Source organism: Nocardia sp. CA-084685, from assembly GCF_050955785.1.
Lineage (GTDB): Bacteria > Actinomycetota > Actinomycetes > Mycobacteriales > Mycobacteriaceae > Nocardia.
In genome coordinates, this window is the sequence record NZ_CP192094.1 from 5,134,018 (window position 1) to 5,156,660 (window position 22,643).

Annotated in this window: 23 protein-coding genes and 4 pseudogenes; 9 read left to right on the forward strand and 18 right to left on the reverse strand. The window is 63.7% G+C overall.

Annotated elements, in window-relative coordinates; translation table 11 throughout:
• Positions 1 to 2 precede the first annotated feature (2 nt).
• The gene (locus tag ACQP2U_RS23040) at positions 3 to 329 is read right to left on the reverse strand and encodes a hypothetical protein (protein WP_433709385.1); all 327 of its coding nucleotides are present in this window, start codon (positions 327 to 329) and stop codon (positions 3 to 5) included.
• Positions 330 to 661: 332 nt separating this feature from the next.
• Between ACQP2U_RS23040 and ACQP2U_RS23045 the strand changes: the two are divergent.
• Positions 662 to 1,381: pseudogene (locus ACQP2U_RS23045) on the forward strand (AMP-binding protein); the annotation flags it as partial.
• A 55-nt stretch (positions 1,382 to 1,436) separates the two neighbouring features.
• Here ACQP2U_RS23045 and ACQP2U_RS23050 read toward each other — a convergent pair.
• Positions 1,437 to 1,901, reverse strand: a pseudogene (locus tag ACQP2U_RS23050) (transcriptional regulator); the annotation flags it as partial.
• Here ACQP2U_RS23050 and ACQP2U_RS23055 point away from each other — a divergent pair.
• Positions 1,896 to 2,051: pseudogene (locus tag ACQP2U_RS23055) on the forward strand (MspA family porin); the annotation flags it as partial. The pseudogenes ACQP2U_RS23050 and ACQP2U_RS23055 overlap by 6 nt on opposite strands.
• A gap of 339 nt (positions 2,052 to 2,390) precedes the next feature.
• Here ACQP2U_RS23055 and ACQP2U_RS23060 read toward each other — a convergent pair.
• Positions 2,391 to 2,645, reverse strand: a complete 255-nt coding sequence (locus tag ACQP2U_RS23060; RefSeq protein ID WP_433709386.1) for a hypothetical protein — start codon at positions 2,643 to 2,645, stop codon at positions 2,391 to 2,393.
• A gap of 536 nt (positions 2,646 to 3,181) precedes the next feature.
• On the opposite strand from ACQP2U_RS23060, the gene ACQP2U_RS23065 reads away from it, so the two are divergent.
• Positions 3,182 to 4,063 carry a class I SAM-dependent methyltransferase gene (locus ACQP2U_RS23065; RefSeq protein WP_433709387.1) on the forward strand — a complete coding sequence of 294 codons (882 nt, stop codon included), beginning with the start codon at positions 3,182 to 3,184 and terminating at the stop codon, positions 4,061 to 4,063.
• Between the two features lie 466 nt (positions 4,064 to 4,529).
• Here the strand turns inward: ACQP2U_RS23065 and ACQP2U_RS23070 are convergent, their stop codons facing one another.
• The 4 genes from ACQP2U_RS23070 to ACQP2U_RS23085 all read right to left on the reverse strand — a co-directional run bounded on the left by ACQP2U_RS23070 (position 4,530) and on the right by ACQP2U_RS23085 (position 8,134).
• Positions 4,530 to 4,730 (reverse strand): hypothetical protein, encoded by a 201-nt coding sequence (locus ACQP2U_RS23070; RefSeq protein WP_433709388.1) that lies wholly within the window; start codon positions 4,728 to 4,730, stop codon positions 4,530 to 4,532.
• Between the two features lie 296 nt (positions 4,731 to 5,026).
• Positions 5,027 to 5,440 carry a hypothetical protein gene (locus tag ACQP2U_RS23075; RefSeq protein WP_433709389.1) on the reverse strand — a complete coding sequence of 138 codons (414 nt, stop codon included), beginning with the start codon at positions 5,438 to 5,440 and terminating at the stop codon, positions 5,027 to 5,029.
• Positions 5,441 to 5,840: 400 nt separating this feature from the next.
• Positions 5,841 to 6,770, reverse strand: coding sequence for a patatin-like phospholipase family protein (locus tag ACQP2U_RS23080; RefSeq protein ID WP_433709390.1), 930 nt, complete (start codon positions 6,768 to 6,770; stop codon positions 5,841 to 5,843).
• Positions 6,771 to 6,832: 62 nt separating this feature from the next.
• A complete protein-coding gene (locus ACQP2U_RS23085) occupies positions 6,833 to 8,134 on the reverse strand; it encodes a fatty acid desaturase family protein (protein ID WP_433709391.1) in 1,302 nt (433 codons plus the stop codon).
• 544 nt (positions 8,135 to 8,678) lie between these two features.
• On the opposite strand from ACQP2U_RS23085, the gene ACQP2U_RS23090 reads away from it, so the two are divergent.
• The 3 genes from ACQP2U_RS23090 (at position 8,679) to ACQP2U_RS23100 (ending at position 10,721) form a co-directional block, all read left to right on the forward strand.
• Positions 8,679 to 8,918 (forward strand): hypothetical protein, encoded by a 240-nt coding sequence (locus ACQP2U_RS23090; protein ID WP_433709392.1) that lies wholly within the window; start codon positions 8,679 to 8,681, stop codon positions 8,916 to 8,918.
• A gap of 870 nt (positions 8,919 to 9,788) precedes the next feature.
• Positions 9,789 to 10,259: a hypothetical protein gene (locus ACQP2U_RS23095; RefSeq protein WP_433709393.1), complete on the forward strand. Its 471-nt coding sequence runs from the start codon at positions 9,789 to 9,791 to the stop codon at positions 10,257 to 10,259.
• Between the two features lie 57 nt (positions 10,260 to 10,316).
• Complete coding sequence (locus ACQP2U_RS23100; RefSeq protein WP_433709394.1) at positions 10,317 to 10,721, forward strand: transposase; 405 nt, start codon at positions 10,317 to 10,319, stop codon at positions 10,719 to 10,721.
• Positions 10,722 to 11,107: 386 nt separating this feature from the next.
• Here the strand turns inward: ACQP2U_RS23100 and bioB are convergent, their stop codons facing one another.
• The 6 genes from bioB to ACQP2U_RS23130 all read right to left on the reverse strand — a co-directional run bounded on the left by bioB (position 11,108) and on the right by ACQP2U_RS23130 (position 17,592).
• Positions 11,108 to 12,172 carry a biotin synthase BioB gene (gene bioB, locus ACQP2U_RS23105; RefSeq protein ID WP_433709395.1) on the reverse strand — a complete coding sequence of 355 codons (1,065 nt, stop codon included), beginning with the start codon at positions 12,170 to 12,172 and terminating at the stop codon, positions 11,108 to 11,110.
• A gap of 621 nt (positions 12,173 to 12,793) precedes the next feature.
• A complete protein-coding gene (locus ACQP2U_RS23110; RefSeq protein WP_433709396.1) occupies positions 12,794 to 13,828 on the reverse strand; it encodes a hypothetical protein in 1,035 nt (344 codons plus the stop codon).
• Complete coding sequence (locus ACQP2U_RS23115; RefSeq protein ID WP_433709397.1) at positions 13,798 to 13,989, reverse strand: transposase; 192 nt, start codon at positions 13,987 to 13,989, stop codon at positions 13,798 to 13,800. The genes ACQP2U_RS23110 and ACQP2U_RS23115 overlap by 31 nt, the downstream gene beginning before the upstream one ends.
• Positions 13,990 to 14,866: 877 nt before the next feature.
• Positions 14,867 to 16,315 carry a group II intron reverse transcriptase/maturase gene (ltrA, locus tag ACQP2U_RS23120; protein WP_433709398.1) on the reverse strand — a complete coding sequence of 483 codons (1,449 nt, stop codon included), beginning with the start codon at positions 16,313 to 16,315 and terminating at the stop codon, positions 14,867 to 14,869.
• Positions 16,316 to 16,922: 607 nt separating this feature from the next.
• Positions 16,923 to 17,300, reverse strand: a complete 378-nt coding sequence (locus tag ACQP2U_RS23125; protein WP_433709399.1) for an IS3 family transposase — start codon at positions 17,298 to 17,300, stop codon at positions 16,923 to 16,925.
• A 166-nt stretch (positions 17,301 to 17,466) separates the two neighbouring features.
• Positions 17,467 to 17,592 (reverse strand): transposase, encoded by a 126-nt coding sequence (locus ACQP2U_RS23130; protein ID WP_433709400.1) that lies wholly within the window; start codon positions 17,590 to 17,592, stop codon positions 17,467 to 17,469.
• Between the two features lie 949 nt (positions 17,593 to 18,541).
• Here ACQP2U_RS23130 and ACQP2U_RS23135 point away from each other — a divergent pair.
• The gene (locus tag ACQP2U_RS23135) at positions 18,542 to 18,829 is read left to right on the forward strand and encodes a DUF6191 domain-containing protein (protein ID WP_433709401.1); all 288 of its coding nucleotides are present in this window, start codon (positions 18,542 to 18,544) and stop codon (positions 18,827 to 18,829) included.
• A gap of 53 nt (positions 18,830 to 18,882) precedes the next feature.
• Positions 18,883 to 19,059, forward strand: a complete 177-nt coding sequence (locus tag ACQP2U_RS23140; RefSeq protein ID WP_433709402.1) for a hypothetical protein — start codon at positions 18,883 to 18,885, stop codon at positions 19,057 to 19,059.
• 414 nt (positions 19,060 to 19,473) lie between these two features.
• Here ACQP2U_RS23140 and ACQP2U_RS23145 read toward each other — a convergent pair.
• The 5 genes and pseudogenes from ACQP2U_RS23145 to ACQP2U_RS23165 all read right to left on the reverse strand — a co-directional run.
• Positions 19,474 to 20,004 (reverse strand): annotated as a pseudogene (locus ACQP2U_RS23145) (tyrosine-type recombinase/integrase); the annotation flags it as partial.
• Entirely contained in the window at positions 20,001 to 20,357 is a 357-nt protein-coding gene (locus tag ACQP2U_RS23150) for a tyrosine-type recombinase/integrase (RefSeq protein WP_433716561.1), read from the reverse strand. The gene ACQP2U_RS23150 and the pseudogene ACQP2U_RS23145, both read right to left, overlap by 4 nt.
• Complete coding sequence (locus ACQP2U_RS23155; protein ID WP_433709403.1) at positions 20,341 to 21,033, reverse strand: tyrosine-type recombinase/integrase; 693 nt, start codon at positions 21,031 to 21,033, stop codon at positions 20,341 to 20,343. Before ACQP2U_RS23155 ends, ACQP2U_RS23150 begins: the two co-directional genes overlap by 17 nt.
• A gap of 8 nt (positions 21,034 to 21,041) precedes the next feature.
• Positions 21,042 to 21,230 (reverse strand): hypothetical protein, encoded by a 189-nt coding sequence (locus tag ACQP2U_RS23160; RefSeq protein ID WP_433709404.1) that lies wholly within the window; start codon positions 21,228 to 21,230, stop codon positions 21,042 to 21,044.
• A gap of 84 nt (positions 21,231 to 21,314) precedes the next feature.
• Positions 21,315 to 21,701 (reverse strand): transposase, encoded by a 387-nt coding sequence (locus ACQP2U_RS23165; RefSeq protein ID WP_433709405.1) that lies wholly within the window; start codon positions 21,699 to 21,701, stop codon positions 21,315 to 21,317.
• Between the two features lie 208 nt (positions 21,702 to 21,909).
• Here ACQP2U_RS23165 and ACQP2U_RS23170 point away from each other — a divergent pair, with 208 nt between their 5' ends.
• Positions 21,910 to 22,104 carry a hypothetical protein gene (locus ACQP2U_RS23170; RefSeq protein ID WP_433709406.1) on the forward strand — a complete coding sequence of 65 codons (195 nt, stop codon included), beginning with the start codon at positions 21,910 to 21,912 and terminating at the stop codon, positions 22,102 to 22,104.
• Positions 22,105 to 22,643 lie beyond the last annotated feature (539 nt).

Sequence of the window (22,643 nt, forward strand, 5' to 3'; positions counted from 1 at the left end):
CACTAGACCCCGACTTGGGGATGAGCACCCGACGCGGGCAACGGCCGCCACCGCTCGTTCTGCAAGTCCTCGGCCAGCTCGTCGAGGAATCTCTCGACACCGTAGTCCTCGATCTGCCCCAGGGTGGTCTCATCGACACCCGGCGCACCATTGTTGCGGCGCACCACCACCCACGCACGCCACAGGACGTCTCTGCGATAGACCTTGTCCCGCAACGCATGAAACCGTCGTCCCGGATCAGCCTTGGCCGACCAGTAAAGCGTGTGCTGCAAGGCTCGAACCGGGTCCAACGACCCCACAGCGGTGGAACTAGCCTGACCGGCACTCACCGGGCCCATCCTTTCCAGACACAACGCGTGAACGAAGCAACGGCCCTTCCCTCACCGGCGGTTATGTTGTCCGCCCGGCTCGATCGGTACTACGACCGCCTCCGACTCCCTCCCGGCACCCGATCCACTTCCCGGCTCCACACCGGTTATAGGACAAGCCTTTCCACACAATTCGCAGTGCATTTCGGCCGGGGAGGGCCTCCCCAGTTCCCGCCGTCACCTTCTGAACGTTCCGCGCCCTCTACGCCGGGGAGTCCTTCACGGCTGCGCATCCAGGCTCTTCACCGCTTCCATGGCCTTCACCGTGAACAGCCCGGCTCGGCTCTCCCTCAATGTCTAACGACGCGGCAGGCTTCGCTTCCGCTACGGACCGCTCAGTCGCTTCCCCTACAAGGGCTTTCGACGCTGGGCTTCGACCCGACCCGTTTCCAGACCGAGCCGCCAGCCTGCTACCGGGCCTCCTGGCAGCTACCCGGACCGGACTCACACCGGCAGGCGACGACGAGCTTCCGACACAGGTCATGACCGCAAAACGATCACCTCCTGATCTCTGGGCGCACCCGTTGGAGTACTACGGTTCCACTGAAGGGGGCGGGCTGACCATCATCACCACGCCCGAATGGCGGGAGCGGCCCGGATCGGTCGGGCGCTCGATGCTCGGCGAGGTCCACATCTGCGACGATTCCGGCGAGGAACTCCCGTCGGGGGAAACCGGCGCGGTGTACTTCGCCCGTCCGGAGTTGCCGTTCCGGTACCACAAGGACGACGAGAAGACCCGTGCCGCACAGCATCCCGAGCACCCGACCTGGACAACCGTTGGCGATCTCGGCCACCTCGACGAGGACGGCTATCTGTATCTCACGGACCGCAAGGCGTTCATGATCATCTCCGGCGGTGTGAATATCTATCCGCAAGAGGTGGAGAACGTGCTCGCCTTGCACGACGCCGTGTTCGATGTCGCGGTGATCGGCGTCTCGGACCCCGAGATGGGGCAGTCGGTGAAGGCAGTCGTCCAGACCCGTGAGGGCCACGAACCCTCGGCGCAACTGGCACAGCCGCAACATCATTACGAGCCCACAACGACGCGAAAGTCTCACTCTCCGCACACAACTCAGCGATAAAACCCTCCCACCCCGGATCACCAAGCTTCTTCACATACGAACCACGCAGATAACCGACCATGCGGCGCAAGTCATCCCAATTGTGGTGATAGGTGTTGCAGCACTCCGGGGTCAGGAACACCCGACGAGCAACATTACGCTCGCCCTTGACGAAACCCGGGCACAGCGCTTCATACGACTTATTGTGCGCCAGCACGTCATAACGCGGACTCAACACCACACCCGGCAACGGCTCCAGATGATCCAAAATCACCTGAAGCTCTTCTGGCAGAGCCGTTCCCGCATGCGCAGTCGGCACCGTCGGCACATCCGCAAGTCGATACAAATGCGCCTTCTCCGCAGCATCCAACGACAACGTCCGTGCAACCGAATTCAACACCTGCACACTGACATTGATATTCCGCCCCTGTTCAAGCCAGGAGTCGATTGTTGCACCAGTCTTCAAGGGCACCAGTGGTCGACCATCTGGTCCGACGAGACCATCGGCCTGTCCGGCTGCGGCAGCTACGCCCAGGTGCGCGCTTTCGTCAGCGCGCAGGTCGAGACCGACAACGTCATTACCTGGATGACGCTGTGGGGCCAGCCCTTCAGCCTGGGCTGAGCACCGAACACTCACCCGTACAACGCGAATGGGCCCGACCGAAAGATCACTGACAGCGGCGCGGGTGTCAGCGCAGGAAAAAATGATCGGCGCCGAGGACCCGTGATATCTGCCGGAGGAGTCACGCAGCAGCCCGATCTGGCAAATCGGATTCCTTCACGAAGTCTTAGCCAGGCATAGCCGACTCGCGGCTCTGGCCACGGTTTGCAGGTCGGCGGGCGCGTGCCGTGCGAGAGCAATTACTGACCTGATCACAGCGCCTCACGGCGCGAACCGATAGCGAGATAGAGCCGAGGGCGTCGGATGGTGTGTCTATTGCGGGGCTTCCGGTCCCGTCGGCTAGATATCTGCTTCGAGCCGATGGTTGTTGGCTTGGATTACCCGGGCGGTCGGATCGGGAGCATCGGAGCGCCGTACCCGGTCTGTGATCAGGAACCTGGGGAGTTCCAATCCGGAGCTTTCGGTCAGTAGGAAGGTTCCGCCGAGTATGTCGGGTTCCCAGCCGAGTGCCACGGCGCGATCGATCAGTCGTAGGATGTCGAAAGCGGTGGGGTAGGCGCCGTCAGTTGCAGCGGGGATCCAGCCCACGCTCATGCTTCTGGAGAGTAGGTCAGCGACGAGAACACGGCTATTCTTCCCGGCACCCCAGATGCGAACGTTGATGCAGCGGTGAAGATCGGCTCCGTCGCCGGGTAGGCAGCCGATTTCAGCCCGCCAGACATATTCCCGGCCACCAGTTTGGAGGTTTCGCAGCCTTTTTCGCAGCCTTCTGCGCATTCCAGTCAGCGTACGCGGTCGATGCATAGCGGATGAGCTGCGTGTATCGGTGAGGTGAATCGTGACGTCTCCACGCCGTAATGTGTGGATCGTTAATAGACCGGGATGGTTCCGGATGCGGGGCGGGGTGGTTGGTGCTTGGCTTGGCTGCTGATGAGGTTGGTCGGGGTCCCGGAGGACTAGGTTCGTGGCGACGCGAGTATTCGCGGACGAGGAGTTCAGCAGCTTCGCGAGTTTCCGGAGATCAGCCGCGAGGAACTCGACGGTAAACCTTGTCCTCGGGGGCAATGTCAATGGTTGCGGACGGAAAATCGGTGGCTTCGAGAGGGCGGTTGGGGGTTAGCTTCGCGATCATGGCCTACGAGCATCCGCTGGCTTATGTGTTGGGGCTTGAAGGAGTCTCGTTGTTGCGCGCATTCGCCGGGGAATATGGACGGGAGTTCACCGAGGCGCGGATCGCGGAGATCCGCCGGCTAGTCGATGAGGCGGAACGCGTGTCTGGCGTTGAGGTCGAGCATGTGGATTCGGTTGAGGGATACGGGATTTGGGCGAGTAGGTATGACGCTCCCGACAATCCTGCGTTCGACTTCGGTGGGGCGATGATTCGCGCGGTAGCGGCGAACTTGCCCTGTGGGATGGCATTGGACGCCGCCTGCGGGACTGGCAGGGTTGCGGCCCTGATGGCTGAGTGCGGGCATCAGGTCATCGGGGTCGACAGTTCCGCGGAGATGCTCGCGGTGGCGCGAGAACGACTGCCGAAGGGGGACTTTCGGCTTGGGGACCTGCGCGAACTACCAGTTGAGAGCGGTTCGGTCGATGTGGCGGCGTGTGCGCTGGCCTTGACGCATCTTCCTGAGCTGGAGCCGGTACTGGGTGAGTTCGCGCGGGCGCTGCGGCCGGGCGGGCAGCTGGTGATCGCGGATGTGCATCCGGAACAGGTTGCGCGCGGGCGGGTTCCGACGATTCGGCGCGCGGATGGGACGGCGGGGCGGGTGCGGTCCTATCACCATCGCGCCGGGGACTATGTGCGCGCAGCACTGGCTGCGGGGTTGCTGGTGCGGGGCTGTGAAGAGCCCGTTGCGCCCGCGCCGACGTCGGTTCCGCCGCGCAGTGACGATCCTGGGCCGTGGGACGCCTGGCCGTGGTCACTAGGCGGCCTGGCACCCGAGGCCGCACAGACCGCAGGTTCCGGGGTTCCCGCCATGATCCTCTGGCACTTTCAGCGCCCTGAATAGCATTGCAGGGACGTCTGAATCGGGGTCTGGACGGCACAGCGGCGGCTGTGAAATGCCGCCCGCGTAACAACCTCATATCGTTGACGCCAGGTTGGTCGGTGGAGTGCGTCGGCGTGCTCGTTCGGTTGCGAGCACGGCCGGCCGTCCATTTCGGGTGCGGTGGCTGTGTTCCGGAGCGGACAACGTCTCGAAAGGACAGACACGTGAATATCGACCGATTCGACCTCAGTGTGGGCGACTACATCCCGATCCGGAGCGCGATACCGCACTAATACTCGACGCATTCTTCGACAGCATCGCCACGACCGCACGCAACCACGACATCGACAGTGGTCCCGGGCGCACTACGCGCACAGCTCGCAGACCTTGAGGTCGCGAACGCGGCCCGCATCGTCGACGAGGGGTTCCGGACTGGCGAGCTCGCGTGTTCAACTGTCGACGGTTTCCAACCGGTGGGTGAGCGGAATCAGGTTGCGGTGGCGTAACGGCCCCAGGTGGCCGCGGCCTCGGCGGCAAGCCTGGTAATGGTGAGGTGGTGGTAGCCGAGAGCGGCGGCGACGACCGGGGCGGGCATCCGCTGAACGTGCTGACGGATCGCTGACGCTCGAGCGGGAACGGTGAGGACGCCGAGCCCCTTGACCAACGCGCGCCCGGTTTCGGGGTGCATCGGTTGTCCAGCTCGCCGGCCAGGACAGCCAACGCGAGCCGCGGTTGGTGGCGGTATTCATATTGGTGCGCTGGTCGATCCAGGCGAGCAGGATGTCGGCGACCAGATCCGGGACCCAGGACGGTAGTTCACCGAGCCACAGAAGTACCTGGTCACCGTCGCGAATGACGTCGTCGATGGTGAGCCGGACGACGCGGGTGAGTGGCTGCGCGTAGCGCAACACGATCACAGCTGCGGCGCGTTAGTGCAGCGGCTTGTCCTGGTCGGTCAGGACCGCACCGATCAGCTCGAGGCGATCACGCGGCGGCATCGGTAACGCCCGGTGAGAAATTGCGGTCGGCAGCCAGAAGCGTTGGGTGAGTTTGCCGTTCATGCACCACCACAGAAAGGGCGGAGGCAACCACGCTGATGCTCACCATGCTCGACGTGCCAGGAGTCGAAATTGCACTGTCGGCAGGTGGTGAGTGCAATTTGCCGGGCTGCGAGCCATTCCAGAAACTGTGTTGCCTGTTTGGTCTGGTCGTGAGCGGAGGCGGCGGCTGGCTGGGGTGATCGGCTTTGGCCCACAGTTGGGGCAGCAGATACCAGGTGGCGAAGCGGCGGACGATCTGGTCGTGGTCCGGGTCGGTGATGGTGGTGAGGTGGCTGATTAGCCAGCGTTCGAACGCGCAGATCTGTTTGTCGATCGCGGGGAGAACACCGCAGGCCATGAGCAGCTCCCGCAGATGGGTGTCGGCTCGCCAGGGTTCGAGGGTGTGGAATGCCTGGTGGGTCAGCTCGATTCGTCCTTGGCCGAATTCCTGCAGCAGGTCTACTGGTGTCCGGTCTTACCCTTTGTCAAATATTGGAGGGAGCGGCAACACTGCGGGAGGACACAGTGCGTTGTCGGCCCCTCGGCAGCGGGAGAAGCGCGGATGTCCACGAAGCCGTTCCGGTCGCACGCGCTTGTATCGACTTGCGTCCGTTGTGCATCCCGGATACGGACAGCTCCGAGATGGCACGGATCCGGATGTCGAGGGGTGGGCCGGGCGAGGCGGGCCGCTGTTGCTCGACGTCGAACTGGAATCGCCGGAAGCGTAACCCGATGAGCCATATCCCTGAACGACTTCGTCAGGCGATCGACTGGATTCGATTCTCGGCGGCGGTTTCATCCGGCAAGCCGAGAACCTGTGAGTCGACAATGTTCAGGAGTTGCTCGTCGGTGCGGGAACAGATCCAGGTCGTGGTGATGTCGTAGCCGGTGTCGAACAGTTCTTCGGATGTGCGTGCGGGAGCTTTGAGTGCTGCTCCGTAGGGTTGGTGGGCGAAGATGGTCGACTCACGCAGGGTCTTGTCGTGGAACGGGCGCGGGCGATGGGCGATTGCGGGCAGCGATGGATGCAGCAAGGGGAAGATCAATCCGCCGCGACTGTCGTATGGCTGCGGGCTGTACAGGTCCAGAACCAGGGCAGGGCGCGAGGCGAAGATGTCGTGAGGGACCCGGTATTGGCAGCCGCCGTCGAAGATGTCCTCAAGTCCCGCGGCCGCTGGCAGAGCTCCCGGTATCCGGGTGGCGGCAACCAGCGCATCGGCGACGGGTAGGTCGGACAGGCCAAGCTTCGGGAGATCTCGGGGCAGCAGCAGTGTGCCGTGTTCGGCAGAGTAGACGGGTATGAGCAGAGACGATGCCGTCTGGTGTGGTTGCTGTCCGAAAATTTTCGGGTCGAGGACGAAGTCGGCGAAAGTGCGATCACCCACGATGATGTGGGCGAGTTCCCGAATCCGCGCCTGCGGATACAGCGCACGTCGGGTCAGCAGGGCACGGAAACTCTTCGTGCCCAGGACATTCTGCTCAGGATGATCGATCGCGATCTGCCGGGCCTGGTCACGGGTCACACCCAGCGCTATCGCCGCGGCCGCGATCGCACCGCCGCTCACGCCCACGACGACCGGTTGCAACGCGGGGGCTGGTTGCCTGCTGTTTTGGTATCGCCGGGCCGCAAGGGCGTCCACCGCACCGATCGCCATCCCGACCATCAGAGTGAGGCTGCGACCTGCCACTCCAGCGAGAATCCGAACCACGGGCCGTTCTGTCGTCAATGACTGTCCTTTCACTGCCGTCCTCAGCGCTGACCAGTGATCGAGGCGATCCATCGCCGCTGAAACCACCGGCCCCGACCGTGATCCGCCAGCCGCCTCGACGAGTCCGCCGCCAGGGCAGTGCGGAGCCCCCGTCGCGTACCGGTGATCGGGTCGATCGCCTGCCAAGAGGACCCGCTCGAGGCGAGTGAAATCCCGGAGAATTTCCGTTCGGATCTGGTTTCCGCGGCATCGTCGGAGGTCCGGTGCAGCAACAGGTCCGGCAGCGCGAGTTTCCAGACGGTGCGGTAGGCCAGCCAGAACTGTCCGGTCAGCGAGCCGGTCGTGTAGGGCAGGTCGTACTTGTCGCACAGCGCGCGGACACGCTCGGCGATCTCGGGATAGCGATTGCTGGGCAGGTCGGGAAACAGGTGGTGCTCGATCTGGTAGCAGAGGTTGCCGCTCAGGAACGCCAGCACCGGGCGAGCAGTGAAGTTCGCGGTTCCCAGCAGCTGCCGCAGATACCACTCACCACGGGTCTCTCCCTCCAGTTGCTCGATGGTGAATTTCTCGGCTCCGTCGGGGAAGTGCCCGCACATGATCACCACGTAGGACCACAAGTTGCGCAACAGCAGCGCTGAGGCGTTCGCCGCGAGCGTCCGTCGGAACCCCCGTCGGCTCAGCGCCGGGAACAGCAGGAAGTCCTTACCGACCTGGCTGGCGATCTTTCGCGCGAACTCAATGTTCGGCTGTGACCGCCGCTGACCGCGGTGAACGCCTGTGTGGCGTCGCTCGAGTGCCCAGTCGTGTACGGCGATGGCCCATTCGAACCCGGCCGCGACAACCAGGCTCACCACCGGCTGGATCAGATGGACCGGACGCCACGGCTCATCGCGGGTCATCCGCAGCACCACGAAGCTGAGGTCTTCATCCAAGCCGTATACGTTGGTGTAGGTGTGGTGAACATAGTTGTGCGAACGCTTCCAATGAGCGGACGGACCAATGAAATCCCACTCCCAGTTGGTGGAATGGATTTCGGGATCGTTCATCCAATCCCACTGACCGTGACTGATGTTATGGCCGAGCTCCATCATCTCGATGATCTTGGCGGCCGCCAGCATCAAGATCCCGGCCATTCGCGGCGCCCGGTATCGGCTGGCGCACAACAACAGCCGCGCAGTCGCCTCGAGGCCGCGGTGAACCCTGATGACGCGCCGAATATAGTCCGCGTCTCGTTGCCCGAGCGATCGCTCGATGTCTGCGCGGATCTGGTCGAGTTCGCGACCGAGCGCCTCGATGTCGGCTTCGGTGAGGTGGGCGAACGCCCGGATATCCGTGATGGCCACCGACGTTCCTACCCATCCCGCCGGACGTGACCGGCAACTCTCATCCGGAAGCTCTCATCCATCCAGGTGTCGTCGGTGACATCCTGCGGATCTGCCTGTGAGGCATCCCATAGCGGGGACCACGCAACGCTGGGTTCGGCACATCGCGCCGAGCTACCGGCCGGTGACAGATAAACCGGCGCGCACCGAACCCGGGGTAGTTCAGAGACCATCGTCGACCGGTACTCCCTACTGTTCACCACCGGCTATGTCGGGTCCCCGGTTGTCCTTGTCATCGTCGCTCGCGGGTACCGAAAGATCATCGTCGGCCAATATCCAGCGCCGCACATCAGTGAGTAATAGGTAATGCGTAGTTGCGAGGGGGTCGAACAGATACGCCCCAACGCAGTTGGCAACTTCTGCTTCGATGGCACTCTGAGCTATCGCCAGTTGGAGGGTCCTCGCCGGCGTTTCCGGGACGGTGTGGCATGTCTGGTATGACAGTCGAGTCATAGCTGGAAATCGCTGCAGCACTGCTGAATTCGCGCAGCGAATCAATGCGGCAGTGGAACTGGCTGATGCTGAAGTACCGGTGGTGGAGGCGGCTCCGGCGCTGGTGCGGCGGTTTGGGTGCTCGCCGCTGCAGACCCGCCGCTACCTGGAGTACGCGGCCGGCGGTGCGGTTGTGGTGCCGGAACCAATGGTCGTGTTCCCGGTCGAAGTGCCTGCGGCACTGGCAGATCGGGCCACCTGTGGACGGGCACGAGTGTCGTTCGGACAGTCTCGGCCGTGGTGGCGGCGTTGACGCACCCACAATCCGTATAGGCACACCATCGAAAACGTCTGGGTTGAAAGGCATCTCGACGCACCGACGCCGCTGGAGATCGAAGAACTGGTCGAATCACATCGCTGCGGCGCCCGGGCGCGGGCCAACACGCGCGAAGGTCGCGGCGCCGTCATCCAGCTCGTTCGGATCGATCACCTTCAACGCACATCCGTGACGCTCGAAATTCATCTGGAATCGACGCCTGAATCCCACTGCCCAGTTACCCGAGCAAAGTCCCTACGATCAACAGCTCGGAACCCGGTAGAGAAGCCTTGGAGGGGAGGCCTGCGGCGATCGTGCGGACGTTGTTGGATCCAGCGTTCCGGCCGCCGCAGTTGCGGGAGGATCTGTCGATCTGATCGTAGTGGTCGCCCAGACCGGCGATGAGTGGTCCAGCACCTGCGATCTGGTCGCCGAGCATGTCCTGCCGTTGCTGGCTCAGCGGTGGGTGCGACTGGTCGAGGCGGCCCCTGCAAGTCCGAGCGCCGTGGACGGGATCGTGGTTTGCAGGACACTCGCGTACCGACGCGGCGGCATCCCGACCCGGACGAACACGGCTTCTACCCCCACAGTGTCGAACACCGCCGCAACGGCGTAATGCCGACGCTCAGTGGACAGCGCACGTATTCAGCCAAAGCGAAAGGGCAACCGCTCGATGCTTGGTGCGCAACATATTTGGGTCCACAACCACGTTCATGCGGTTGGGTTCAATGTCGATGAGACCGGGCGGATGGGCCGGGATACTTCGGTCACGATGGGTGGGCGGCGTCACCCGATAAATCCGCTTACCGCCACCGGCTGGTCCCGCGCACCGTGCCAGGGGTATCTCTTCGGGGTATTCGGAGTGTGGTGGCCGAAATCGTGTTGCCGCCAGTGCTGTTTCGTGTCGGTGCCGAGCTGGCCCGACCAGCTCGCCCGCTACCGGGCTCCCCCGGGGAGGCGTACAAACATTTGGTCGACGAATTCGTGACCGTCGCGTTGAACCACCGCTCCGGCCTGTTCGGTCCCGGTAAGTCGCTGCGAGACCGGCTACGCGCCGACGGCGCGCACGAGGTTCATGCTCTCGCTGATGCCGCACTCGATACGTGTAGGTGGGCGGTGTATCGGGTGCGGCGCTGCTACACCGCTCCGGCCCGAGCGTGGCGGTCCATCGAGATCGTCCACCGTGGCGATCGCGTCCGAACCGGCGCGTTCGCCGGGCTGGCCGAGCACCTGCAGTTGCCGCTACGAACCGACGGTGAGCACACCCGTCGGTGGCTGACCACTGCGACCGAGGGCTATCCGCGTATCGCCAAATCCGGAAATTGCAGCCCGGCCTGAATTGGGTAGGCCACCACCTGTTCGGCACTACCACACAGCTGTATCTGAACGGCGTCGGTGACCACAAGGGCACCGCGCCCAATCGCTGTCCGTACCGGCCGCCACACCGGCGCCGCCTCCTTCGCCGATGCCTGCACCGGCTGCCCGCTACGCGCGCAATGCACAACGGCAGTCAGCGGACGCACCGTCACCATCGGCTCCTACGAGAAATACCTGGCCACTGCCCGCGCACGCCAACTCGCCCCGACTGGAAGGCGACTACCGCGCCACCCGGCCCAAGGTGGAACGCAAGATCAGCCACCTGATGCGCCGCCGCCACGGTGGACGCCGCGCCCGTATGCGCGGACAGGCCAAGATCGGCGCCGACTTTCGGCCTGCTCGCCGCCGCGCATAACCTTGCCCCACTCGCCGTCCTCAGAATCGGCTACACCAGCCAGCGGCTGGACAGCAGTCCCGGCCTGACAGTCGCACAACCCCGCGAGAAAGCCCAAATCGCCCTGGGCACAACCCGAAACGGCATGACAACCGGCACCGCCGTCAACACGCGTTCAAACGATCACGCCGCCCAAACCCGGCGACACCACAGCCCGCCAGACGCCTGTTCGACACCAGCCACCTAGCGGGCCTGCAGGCAACGCCTCGGCCGACAACCGGCCATGATCGCCGAGTGATCTGCCAGGCCCGAGCGATCTCCACCCGGCCGGAGGAGTCAGTGTCGTCGGCGCCCGACCGCTCGACGTCGCCCGGTCCACGATCTACTAGTACATGTGCCAAGTGTCGGCGCTCATGGAATCCCCAGGTGAGTCGGTTTGTGCGGACGCAATTCGGGAGGGGGTCGTTGTGGTGGGTTAAGTATTAGGGCGCTGGGTGGTTCCGGCTCCACGTCGGCGGATGGTGACGAGGTCGTATCGGGCGGTGGGCAGGGTCTGTTCCTCGGTTCCTTCGATGGTGAAGCCGGCATCGGTGATCATTTGGCGGTCGTCGGTGCCGGGCTGTCCTTCGCTGGTGAGGTAGTCGCCGAGGAAGATCGAGTTGGCGAGGTGTAGTGCCAGCGGTTGCAGACTGCGTAGGTGGATTTCGCGTCCGCCCGCGAGGCGGACCTCGACGTCGGGGAAGTAGAAGCGGAACAGGGCAAGGATTCGCAGGCAGCGGTCGGGGGTGAGGTCCCAGCGGTCGCCCAGCGGGGTGCCGTCGAATGGGATGAGGAAGTTGATCGGCACCGAGTCTGGATCCAACTCGTGCAGAGCGATCGCGACATCGATGATGTCGTCGCTGGATTCGCCCATGCCGAAAATCGCCCCGGAGCACGGGGACAGGCCCGCGGTGGCGGCGCGGCGGAGGGTGTCCACTCGGTCGGTGAAGGTGTGCGTGGTGCAGATCTCGGCGTAGCGGGCCTCGGCGGTGTTGAGGTTGTGGCTGTAGGCGTGGGTGCCCGCCGCGGCGAGTCGTTCGGCCTGGCCGTCGGTGAGCAGACCGAGGCACGCGCAGATCTCGACCTGTGGGTTGTCGGATTTTATTGCGGTGATGGTGTTTTCGATTCGGGTGATGTCGCGGTCCGCGGGGCCGCGTCCACTGGCGACCAAGCAGATCCGCTTGGCACCGGCTCGGACCGCGTTGCCAGCGACCTCGGCGGCCTTGTCCGGAGTGATCCAGGAGTATTTGAGGACCCCTGCCTCGGAGCCCAGTCGTTGTGAGCAGTAGCCGCAATCCTCCGGGCACAGTCCGCTTTTCATGTTGATGATCGTGTTGAGTTTGACTCGCGTGCCGAAGAATTCGCGCCGCACCTGTGCGCCCGCCGCGACGACGTCGATGAGCGGTTCGGATTCTGTCAGCAGCGCAAGAGCTTCTGTGCGGGTAGGGGTCTCGCGGCGGAATGCCTTTTCCACCAACACATCCAACAGTTCGCTTGACATGACGCCGCAATCTACCTCGAGCTTGAACAGTGTTCAAGTACTGCTTTCATGTGGTGCTTTGCTCGCTGATCGGCGATCGGCGATCGGCAAACCTCGAAGCCCGATCCGACGGGACCGCGAACGATAGGTCGACCTTCGTCTTGGACATGGTCGCGGCCCGGCCTGACCGGGCGTCGCCGGCGCGGCTGAAGGGGATGCTGACAGTCGATCCGGCGACGCGGCACGCGAGTTCGACCGGATCAAGACACCAGCTCAGGCACCCACTCTGGCGAAGTTCAAGGCGCGGCTGGCGCAAGCTCTGGACGCGATCGGACCGACCGAGCCGTGGCTGGCCGAGGGTGTCGCCCGCCAAGGTCGCTTGAGAGGGACCCCGGGTTCGGTTCGGTCCACCCGGACCGAACCCGCGGGGTCAGGTCACGCTCACCTTCGCCGGTGAGGCCCCACCCACTGATGTCGACGATATGCGCAAGACCGGTGGTAAGAAACTGGTGACGTTACTGGTCAGCCTGCTGCATCAGCAGCGAGTGGAGTCGCGCGACGAGGTGGTGACGATGTTCTGCAAGCGGATGGCCGCGCTGCACAAGTGCGGTCGGCAGCCGCCCGGCGACTATGCCGCCGTCTCTAGCTCTGCGGACGTTGGAGTGCAGCATCGAGCCACTGGCTGGTCTTGCGGTGACGGTTCAGTCCCACTACATCGAACTCGTCCCAACCAAGACTGCCACCGGTAACACCCAGCCGCAGCAATGCCATCGAGATCGGCCCGCTGTGGGCATATCCTTCTTGGGCAAAGACGAGTGCGCCATCCCGCCAGATCCGCGCGGCCTGTGCACCCGGCCCGCCAGCGTGTACGTCGTTGGTAGCGTGAACGATAGGACCATGAGCCGACCAGAGCTTGAATACTTCATCAAGTTCACGCAGGCGAAGTCGGCCCGTCGGATCGCCGACAAGTGTGTGCATGATCTTTGACGTCAGCGGGATCAAACCGAAACCTTGATCGAGAGCAACGACCGGGATGTCGTGATCCCCAGCCAAGGTCTCGAGAAGTGCCAGCCTGCCCAAAACGGCCTTCAATTCGTGAGACATGTGACTCCCTGTCATCCAGCAGATGAAATCTATCGCTTCGCGGCACGCATGGTTCGCTTGATCACCCAGCGGTGGCGGCCGAACCGCTGGGTAAATTCGATGCACTTGCGGGCGATGCGGACCGCCATGCCGCAGCGGCGGACCAACAGCCGCAGTTCGGGCCGGTCGGAGGCATTGTCCGCGTGTAGCTTGTCCGGTCGGCGCCGCCGCGGGCCGCACCGGGACCGCACCGCCAGATCCACCTTCACCAACGGCCTCAGCGCCTACGAATCGTGGACGTTGGCAACCCGAAACCGCCACGGGCAGAGGAATTCCCGCGCGATCAGACAGCGCATGCATCTTCGAGCCGGGCTTGGCGCGTTCGACCGGGTTGGGACCGGGCAGATCGCCACCTAATGCCCGCACGCTCGCGGCGTCCACCACTGCCCGCGACCAGTCGATCAGCCCGTGGTCGTCGAGTTCGTCGAGCACCGCCCGATCCAGCCGCCGCCACACTCCAGTCTTGGTCCACACCGTGAACCGGCGATGCGCCGTCGGCACGCTCACCCCGAACGACAGCGGCAGATCCGCCACGCACAACCGCCGCTCAGCGCATGCACCACCGCTGTGAACACCGCCCGCTGACCCACCGGCGCGACACCGCCACCCTGCGGACCTGGACTTAACTCCGGCAGCAGCGGCTCCACCAACTCCCACAACTCGTCCGGCACCAGCCGCCGCGACAACGCATCCACCTGGACCGAACCTCATACAGCACAACCGATTACGACGAAGCAGAAACGAATCAAATCTATGTGAGACATTGTCTTACTTCCAGCCGAATTCACCCACAGAGAACCGTCTCCTGCGTGATATGTCGTGTTTGTGTGCATCACAACTGGATTGGCGGTGACCGTAGTTCGCAGTGTAGCCGTTGCTCACTGGCAGCCGGAGGTTCGATGGCCGCCGCCGACCCGCTGCGATGGCCGATCATTTCCAGGCGTCGAAAGCCCAACCGGGCTGGAGGTACCTGTCGTTCCAGTAACACTCCGATGTCTTCCATTCAGCACGCCACTGGTCGTGAACTGTCTGGCACGCTGGCTGATCGTTGAAGCGCCCGACCGTCCCCTCTCGAAATTCCCAAGCGCTGGCCGTAGCCGCGCACGCGACGACGGCTGCACCAGTCAGCGCAGCGGTGATTATCTTGCGCATCATGTGAATTGCCTTTCTCAATTGTATTGACTGCGCGCACCGCCTCGACTTCGAGACTCCTCGCACAAACGCGATCTGGTGCTGCGGACTTCCGCAGCACCAGCTGTGAGGACAACATCAACTACCAGAGAGATGCTCAACTCTCTGGGCTTCAATCGACTCTAGGTTGGGGAATGCTTGCTCACATCAGTAGTCCATCGGTAAGGCTGGGAGTATTTCTTCCGTAGGAAGGTGGCCCAGCCGACCACACGCCGGGAGAAAGCGTCGAGCACGACCGCGCAATACACCTTGCCCTCGCGGGTGCGATGTTCGGTGTAGGGGTCGGACCGGGGCGCGGTGTCGGCGTTTCCGTCGATCCGTTTCCCCGATCCGCCCTCCGAACCCGCCGAGCGAATCTCTCCGCAACGGGCTCTCCACGGGTTATGCCATTGCCGCCGCTGTCACGGGCGGTCTCACCGTCCATGGGGTGTCGATCTTCGTGCCCCGGTAGCGATATCGGGTGACCTCAATCTTCTGCGGCCGGAACATTTCCCTCTTTCCGTCGCGGATCTGCCATCCGGGCAGAAATCTGCGATGGAACACACCCCAGGCCAGCCCGTGGTGCCGTTTGCGCATCCATGTCACCACTCGAGACCACGCGAAGTGGTCCAGGTATTGAAAGGTGCGTTTGGACACCCCGTGCTGGAAGTAGTTGCACCAGCCCCGCAGAACGGGATTCAGCCGATACAACAGGTCGGCGAGCGTTCGATGTTTGTGCCGTCTCGTCAGATCCCTGACATTGTCGGTGACCGAGATCAGCGACTTCTTCGACGGCCAGGTGTAGACGTAATGCTTGTTCGTGCCCCTCTTGACCTGCCGCTGGATGCGGAAGCCGAGAAACTCGAACCCCTCGTCGATATGGCAAACCCTGCTCTTCTCGACCGACAGGCGCAGGCCCATCGGCGCGAGCACCGCCGCGATCTCATCCCATAGCGCTTCGGCGTGGGCGCGTTCGCCGTGGACCATGACGCAGAAATCGTCCGCGTAGCGAACGATTTTCATCGTCGGGCCACCGGCACGCCGATGCTTGGCGCGTGTCCAATACGGGCCGAGCGCTTTCCATTTCGCCGCGAAGTGCTCGTCGAGTACGGACAGGGCGATATTGCTGAGCAACGGTGACAGGATTCCGCCTTGCGGAGTTCCGGTGATGGTGTCCCGAAAGTTGAGATCCTTCCCGAGGATGCCGGCTTTGAGGAACGACTTCACCAGGGCCAGAACGCGTTTGTCTCCAACACGGCGACGCACCCGGTCCATCAGGGCCGTGTGGTCGATCTCGTCGAAGCACGCCGTGATGTCTCCCTCGAACACCCAGTGGTAGGCCCGTGGCCCGCTGGCGAGGTAATGGATCTCGGCGATCGCGTCCTGTGCTCGCCTGCGTGGCCGGAAACCGTAGGAGCACGGATGAAAGTCCGCCTCGAAAATCGGTTCCAGTACCAGTTTCAGCGAGGCTTGCACGACCCGGTCGGCGACGGTAGCGATGCCCAGGCGGCGGAGCTTGCCGTTCGCCTTCGGGATCGTCACCTCCCGCACCGGATCCGGCCGAAACACACGCTCCTTCAGCCCATCACGCAGCTCCCGGAGCAGTCCAGCCGCCTCGTCCGGACCGAGGAATCGCGCCACGATCCCATCGGCCCCGGCCGAACGCGCGCCCTTGTTCGTCCGCACCCGCTCCCACGCCACCGTGAGGAACGCGGGATCGTGAACGAGGTTGAACAAATCATCGAACCGACGGTCGACATCATCGACCGCCCAATGGTGCAGCTTGCGCTGCATCCTGCGTACTCGCAGCTCCGCCGTGTCCGGATCGGGCCACGAAGCACTCGTATTCACAAGTGACCTCCACAGTCTGCTTGCTTGCCGCGAACCCGCTGGAGCCCTTCGCCATGTGACCGGCTTTCCCGGCCTCGGACTACTACGGCTCCTCCGCCCCGTCCTCCGGCATCGGCAGACGACGCACCTACCCCGCCCCGGTTCGGCGGGTTGCCGAACCAGGGCAGGGAGCCGAAAGACGGTTCCCGTGTTCACTGTTCACCGATCGACAGGTGAGGTGCCCAGCTATGCCCCTGCGACCTCGTCACGGCTACGCCGCAGACTTTCACCGTGACCTCCACGACCGGCGACATCTACCTGACCGCGGAGTTCCCCACCGCCATCGGCGGCGGGTGCGCGTCGCTGTCCAGCCCATATCCGCCAGGTTGGAGCTGGTGTTTCTCACTTAAGGAGCGTTCAGCCGCTGGTTCCTCGCGTACACCTTCCCGTCTCGCTTGCCGGACCCGACCCGTCTGGCAGTACCAGGCCGTCCCGTCGTTGTCAGGGCTGCTTCCCACCCTTTCCGGCGTCTCCCGGATCAGGCTGCCCCCAGCTTCATTCGGCCGCTGCGACGGCCTCATGGTGCAGGTCTTTCACCTCCACTCGGTTGAACAGCGCCTCACGGCGCTCAATGTCGGTGACCCACAACCGATTTGGCTCCGATCGGGTGAAGGCACGCGAAACCAGATCGCCCGCGGTCGGGAGTCTCGTGACGCGGTCTCGGGCGCCGGTTGCCGGGCAAGCCCTTGAGCCCGGCGCGGGCCATCAGCATCTCGATTTGGCCGTGGCCAACGGTCAGTCCGAGGCCGAGGGTGAGCTCGGCGTGAACACGCATCGCGCCGTATACTCCGCGCGACGCGGTGTGCACGGCGCGGATCTGGTCGGTCAGCCAGGCGTGGCGCAAGTCCCGGTTCGACGGCGGGCGCGAGCGCCACGCATAGAACCCGGACTCCGACACATCCAGCAGCCGGCAGGCGGCCTGTACCGGCAAACCTTCCGACGCCATCGTGGCTATCGCCGCGTATCGCCTTTTGGGTCGTTCGGCTCCGACAGCAGCTCACGAGACCTTCTCAGGATCGTAACCTCGTTCTCTAGCTCTCGAATCCGCTTCTTGGCCGCGCTCAACTCGGACTGCTCGCCCCGCGTCAGGCTCGGCACCTGACCGGTGTCGATCAACTCCAGGTATAGATCGTCTGATCACTGATATCGAGATCAGCGGCGACCTGCGCTACCGGACGACCGGCAGCGACCAGATCGAGCACCTTGCGACGGAACTCCACGGAATAGCGCTTCGCCACGAACAAGTCTCCTTCGACGATGTCGTGGCCAGAAGTCAAGCAGACCGACTCCGGCAAACCCGGGGCACATCAAAGTCTCCCCACACTCCGGGGTGGTTCAGGACCGCAGCGTAGTGAACAATGCGATGAGATCGAACGTGATCGGTGGCTAAACCAGATGGGTATGGAGCGGTCGCGGGTATCCGCAACCGCGCAAGAATCGGGCCGACGTCGGCGTGCACACACCGCTGGAACAAGCGCTGTAGCAGTTTCGCCCTGATCTACGGCGACCGCATCACCGACCACACCGGAAAGCAGGACCAGAGCCGATCATCCTCACCGACCGGTCATCTCGAGGCATCGAATGCCCAACCCGGCTGGAGGTATCTGTCACTCCAGTAACACTCGGATGTCCGCCACCCATCGGCACGCCAGGAGTCGTTAGACGCCTGGCAAATTGCCCAATCGTCCCAGCGTCCGACTGATCGGAATTCGATTACACGCACAGACTGCTGGACCGCAGCCCTGGTAGACAGACTTATCGGTGCCGCAGCGTTGGCTGCAGCCGAGCACGCGCAGATGGCCGCGCCGGCCACGAGTAATGCGGTAATGGTCTTGCGCATGATCTGAAATCTCCTCCAATGGAATTGATTGCGCTCGAGTTGATTCCGCTCCGCCTCCGATGCGATGGCGACGCACCTCGATAGCCGCTCGCCCGAGAGACAAAATGGGCAGAGTACCGGTGCGTCCTGTCTGCCAAGGTCATAGTTGTCGACCGGGTAGCTTCCCGCATCGGTAGACCATAGGTATGCGTCGGACTGTACGTATAACCGCATTTGACCGGAGCCCAACGAACTCGGCCAACTATTAAAGGGGTTTCGGACTGCCGGGGATTATCGGCTCGCTGACCAACCGATTCGAATATCGGGAGCGCGACTGTTCGCTCCCATTTCTGGTAATTTCTGGTGGCATGGCATCAGTATTGCAGTGGTGGATTCCGGGCTGGGTAATCCTTCTTTTGCTCGTCGCGGTCTACGAGCTGACCATCAACAAGCGCCGCAGGCGGCGCCGTACCCCGATCTCGAGCACCTTCACAGACGAGTTCACCGCGCTGTTCTACAGCACCAAGCGCATGGAACTCGACCACCGCGAATCAGTCTCCATGCTGCGCGACGAGCAGAGCGAGGGTGCACCGCCGCTAGTCGGCGTGGACCTGGACCGGCAAACCGTCGTCCTGCGCAAGGACAAAGACCGCTAGCGAATTTACGGTGAGAGCCGTGATCGCCGCTGCTCGAGTACTACCCTGCGTTCTTGACAACCTTCGCCCGACGAGTCCGCCACCAAGCTCGCCAAGCCCTCGCACTGCTAGTGTCGGTGCTCGATGCTGGCTGCGCTGGCGCCACCGAACTGGAAGAGGCTGGGGCCGAGCAATTCCGCAAGCATCCTGATTACGCCGTCATCACCGATTTCCCCGCCTCGCGGACTTGACCAGCGCGCGTACTCGCTGAAATCGGTGCTGACCGCGGGCGGTTCACGGACGCCCACACGCTGAATGCCTACGCAAGGTCCGCACCCCGTCACCAGAACATCCGGCAAGGTCATCTCCATCACCCAGGTCGCGTGAGACACGACCGACTAGCACGACAGTTGTATTTCGTTGTGTGTCAGGTGTTTTCGCTGGTAGCGGAGTTGTCTCGCGTGTGCTTGGTGGTGGCGGCGCCAGCGGGTGGCGGCTAGGGCGTGGGTGAGGGTGCGGGTGGGGTGCATGATCACCGCCAGGAGACGGCGGATGTCGGCGACTGTGATCGGGCCCAGCCCGCGTGGGCTTTTGGGTCGGTGGCGGCGGTGACGGCCAGGAAGGCGTGGGCGAGCATGGCCAGGGTGATGTGGCATCTTCGCAGTGGTGGAGTGCAGCGGGATCATCCGCGTGTGCTGGTTCTTGCCGACCACGGTGAGCATCGCGGCGTCCAGATCGACGTCGGCGCGGTCCAGCGCGAGCGTCTCGCCGAGCCGTAGTCCGCTCGCGGCGATCAGGCTGATCACTGCGTGGCAGGTAGCCGCCAGCATCGGTGCGGCGATGGTCTGCGCCGCGTGCACGAGCGCGGCGACCTCCTCATCGGTGTAGATATACGGCGTCGGGCGCTGCGACCGACCCGATAGCAGGTCGGCAGGCGGGACCTCGCAACTCGGGTCGAGCGTGTGCAGGTGACGTGCGAAAGCTCGCACCACGCCCAAGCGGCGGCACCAATACACCGGTGCCGCGTTTTTCGGCTCGATCGCCCAGGCCAGCGCCCCGGACATGGTGATCGTGTGCTGCCCGGTCGCATCGAGCCGGTCGGCGAAGTCCAGCAGCATCCGACCCTCGGCGTGGAGCCGGTAGCCCAGCGCGCGACGCATCGCCAGATAGTCCTCGACCCGGGTCCGGATGGTCATCGGGCTGCCCCCTGCGGACAGGGCTGGGCCAGCTCGGCCAGCCGGGCCTGGTCGACCTTGGCGTAGATCGCCGTGGTGCGTTCGTGAGCGTGGCGCAGCAGCTGCCCGATCTCGGCCATCGACGCTCCGGCATCGAGAAGACCACACGCCACCGCATGCCGGATCCGGTGGGGCCCGAACCGGGCGACACCGGCACGAGAGCAAGCACGGGCCAGCACCTGAGTGACCGACGAGGTCGCCAGCGCGGTGAACGGCGCGACCATCGTCACGAACACCGTGGTGGCGGTCGTTTTCGGTCGCGCATGCAGCAGATACTGCGCCCACGCTTCGCCGACATCACCAGGCAGCGGCAGGACATCGACCCGGCCGCCCTTTTCCCCGGATCATCACCTCGCCGGATCGCCAACCGACGTCGGCAAGTTCCAGACGCGCCACTTCGCCTCCGCGTAAACCCAGACGCGTCAACGACAACACGATCGCGTAGTCGCGGCGGCCGACCGCACTGTCACGGTCGCACGACGCGAGCACCGCCCCGATCCCCTCCGCCGACGCCGCCCGCGGCACCCCCAGCCGACCAGGATGAGCACGACCGGCCGGGACCGCGTCGGCCAGCAGCCAGGGGACATGCCCGGCCACGTGCAGGAAACGCAGCAACGACCGCAACGCCGGCAGTGTCACCATGTCCGGCGGGCGACCTTCCCGTTGTCGCGCCCAACGCATGACGTAACCGGTGACCTGACCCGAAGATAACCCCGACAACGACCCGCACGGCTCGGGCAGCCATGTCAGAAACACCCGTGCGCACCGCAGGTAGTGCGTAATGGTTCCTGCCGACAACCCGCGTTCGGCCTCCAGATAGTCGCGATACTCGGCCAGAAGAACGTCCTGCGGAGTGACCGCGGCGACCGCCGAATGCGGTGGGGCAACACCCAATCGGCGCAGATACCCCAGTATCGGCGCAAGGGCGCGAACGGTCACTCCGATGCGCAGGCCCCGAGCGCGCCGCTCACGCAGAAACTCTCCGGCCATCTCGCTCGTCAGTCCAGCGCCAGACCCCGGCCCGACAGCCAGTCACTCAGATCCGCCAATAGATGCACGTGATCGCCGACCGTGTCCAGGGCATATCCCTGACCAGCCAACTCCCGGCGCAAGCCGTCGACGAACGACGCCAGCGGGCCATCCACGATAATCGGTCCCCAGCGCCGTGCTCCACTTCGAGAGTCCATGATCGTCTCCTGTCGTCGATGGGACTCATCGACCAGAGACACCACGAACCGGACCCACCACCACAAAATGCCGCTCAACCAGCCTCAAACAGCAACCTCACAACCAATCTCCCGGCCGCACTTCGGCATTACCGCCAGCTCGTCATAAGGCACGAAATGCCGAGATCGGCATTTCGTGCCTTTCTTAACGAACCCCGTCTCATCCAGAACGAACACGCCGTCCGGACCTGCCAGCGCCTCGGCCACATACTCACGCAACAGGTCACGCAGTTCCTCAGCACTCCAGCGGGACCGGTTCAGGAAATGCTGCAGGCCGCCGGGATCGATGACCCCGGCAGCCTCAGCCAGCTGCCAGGAGTTCTTGCGCTCCACCGGCGCCAACAACCCCATCAGATACGACCGAGCCCACCGCCGCGGCTCAACCCGCCCGAACACCCCCGCCACCCGAGCGAACAGATCATCGAAACCCAACCGCCACACCGAAACATCCTCAGCGACAACATCATCCACCATCACGCCGAACCATCGAGCCACGAACTACAGTGACACACAACGAAATACAACTGTCGCGCTAGCCGCCTACGCCGGGCTCGCGCCGGTGCCCAACGACTCCGGTCGTCGTACCGGGGTCCTTCACCGGCCGCTGTGATACCACCGCAGGCTGCGGAACGTCTTCTACATGACCGCGTTCTCCAGCTTGAAGACCGACGGCCCGTCACGACAGTTCTACCGCCGCAAAAGAACCGAGCGACAACCCCATACCAAGGCGATGATCGCACTGGCGCGCCGACTCATCGATGTCGTGTGGGCATTGCTGCGCGACAACCGCCTCTGGCAACCGGACGCGCCAACGATCCCGGACACCGCAGCTTGACACGGTCGTTGAGATCCGGCCACCTGGGCGAGCCTACGCAGGAACGGGTCGAGTTCGGTGCCTGGCCTCGCGAACCCGTGTGATCCAGCTATCCAGGTCGCTGCCGCGGCGTTCGGCCAGGATCGACGCGAACGCACCGACGAGCCGGGCCAGGTCTTCATTTCGGGGCAGGCAGAGACGAGTTCGTCCAGGTGAGCCCGGCGCCGGCGGGAAGATCGGACGCAAGGCATCCAAAGAGGGTGAACACATCGGTGTCGATGCTGCGGCCGTGTTGAAGCATCCGCTGCGCTGGACCAAGGTGCGGCACGTCTATCAACTGTTCGGGTTGGTGCGCCGCACATATTGACTCTAATTCCGATCGGTCTTATCCACTCAGGGCGGGTCGATACCTATTGCATACCGATGGACACTGATGCGGATGTCCTGCATGTCGTGCGATCTTATGAATGCCCGCTTATCGCTGAGTGATGGATGTCTACCGGTATCGCATTGACGCGCAATACCGCTTCAACAGCAGACGTTCGCGAGGATCAATGGAG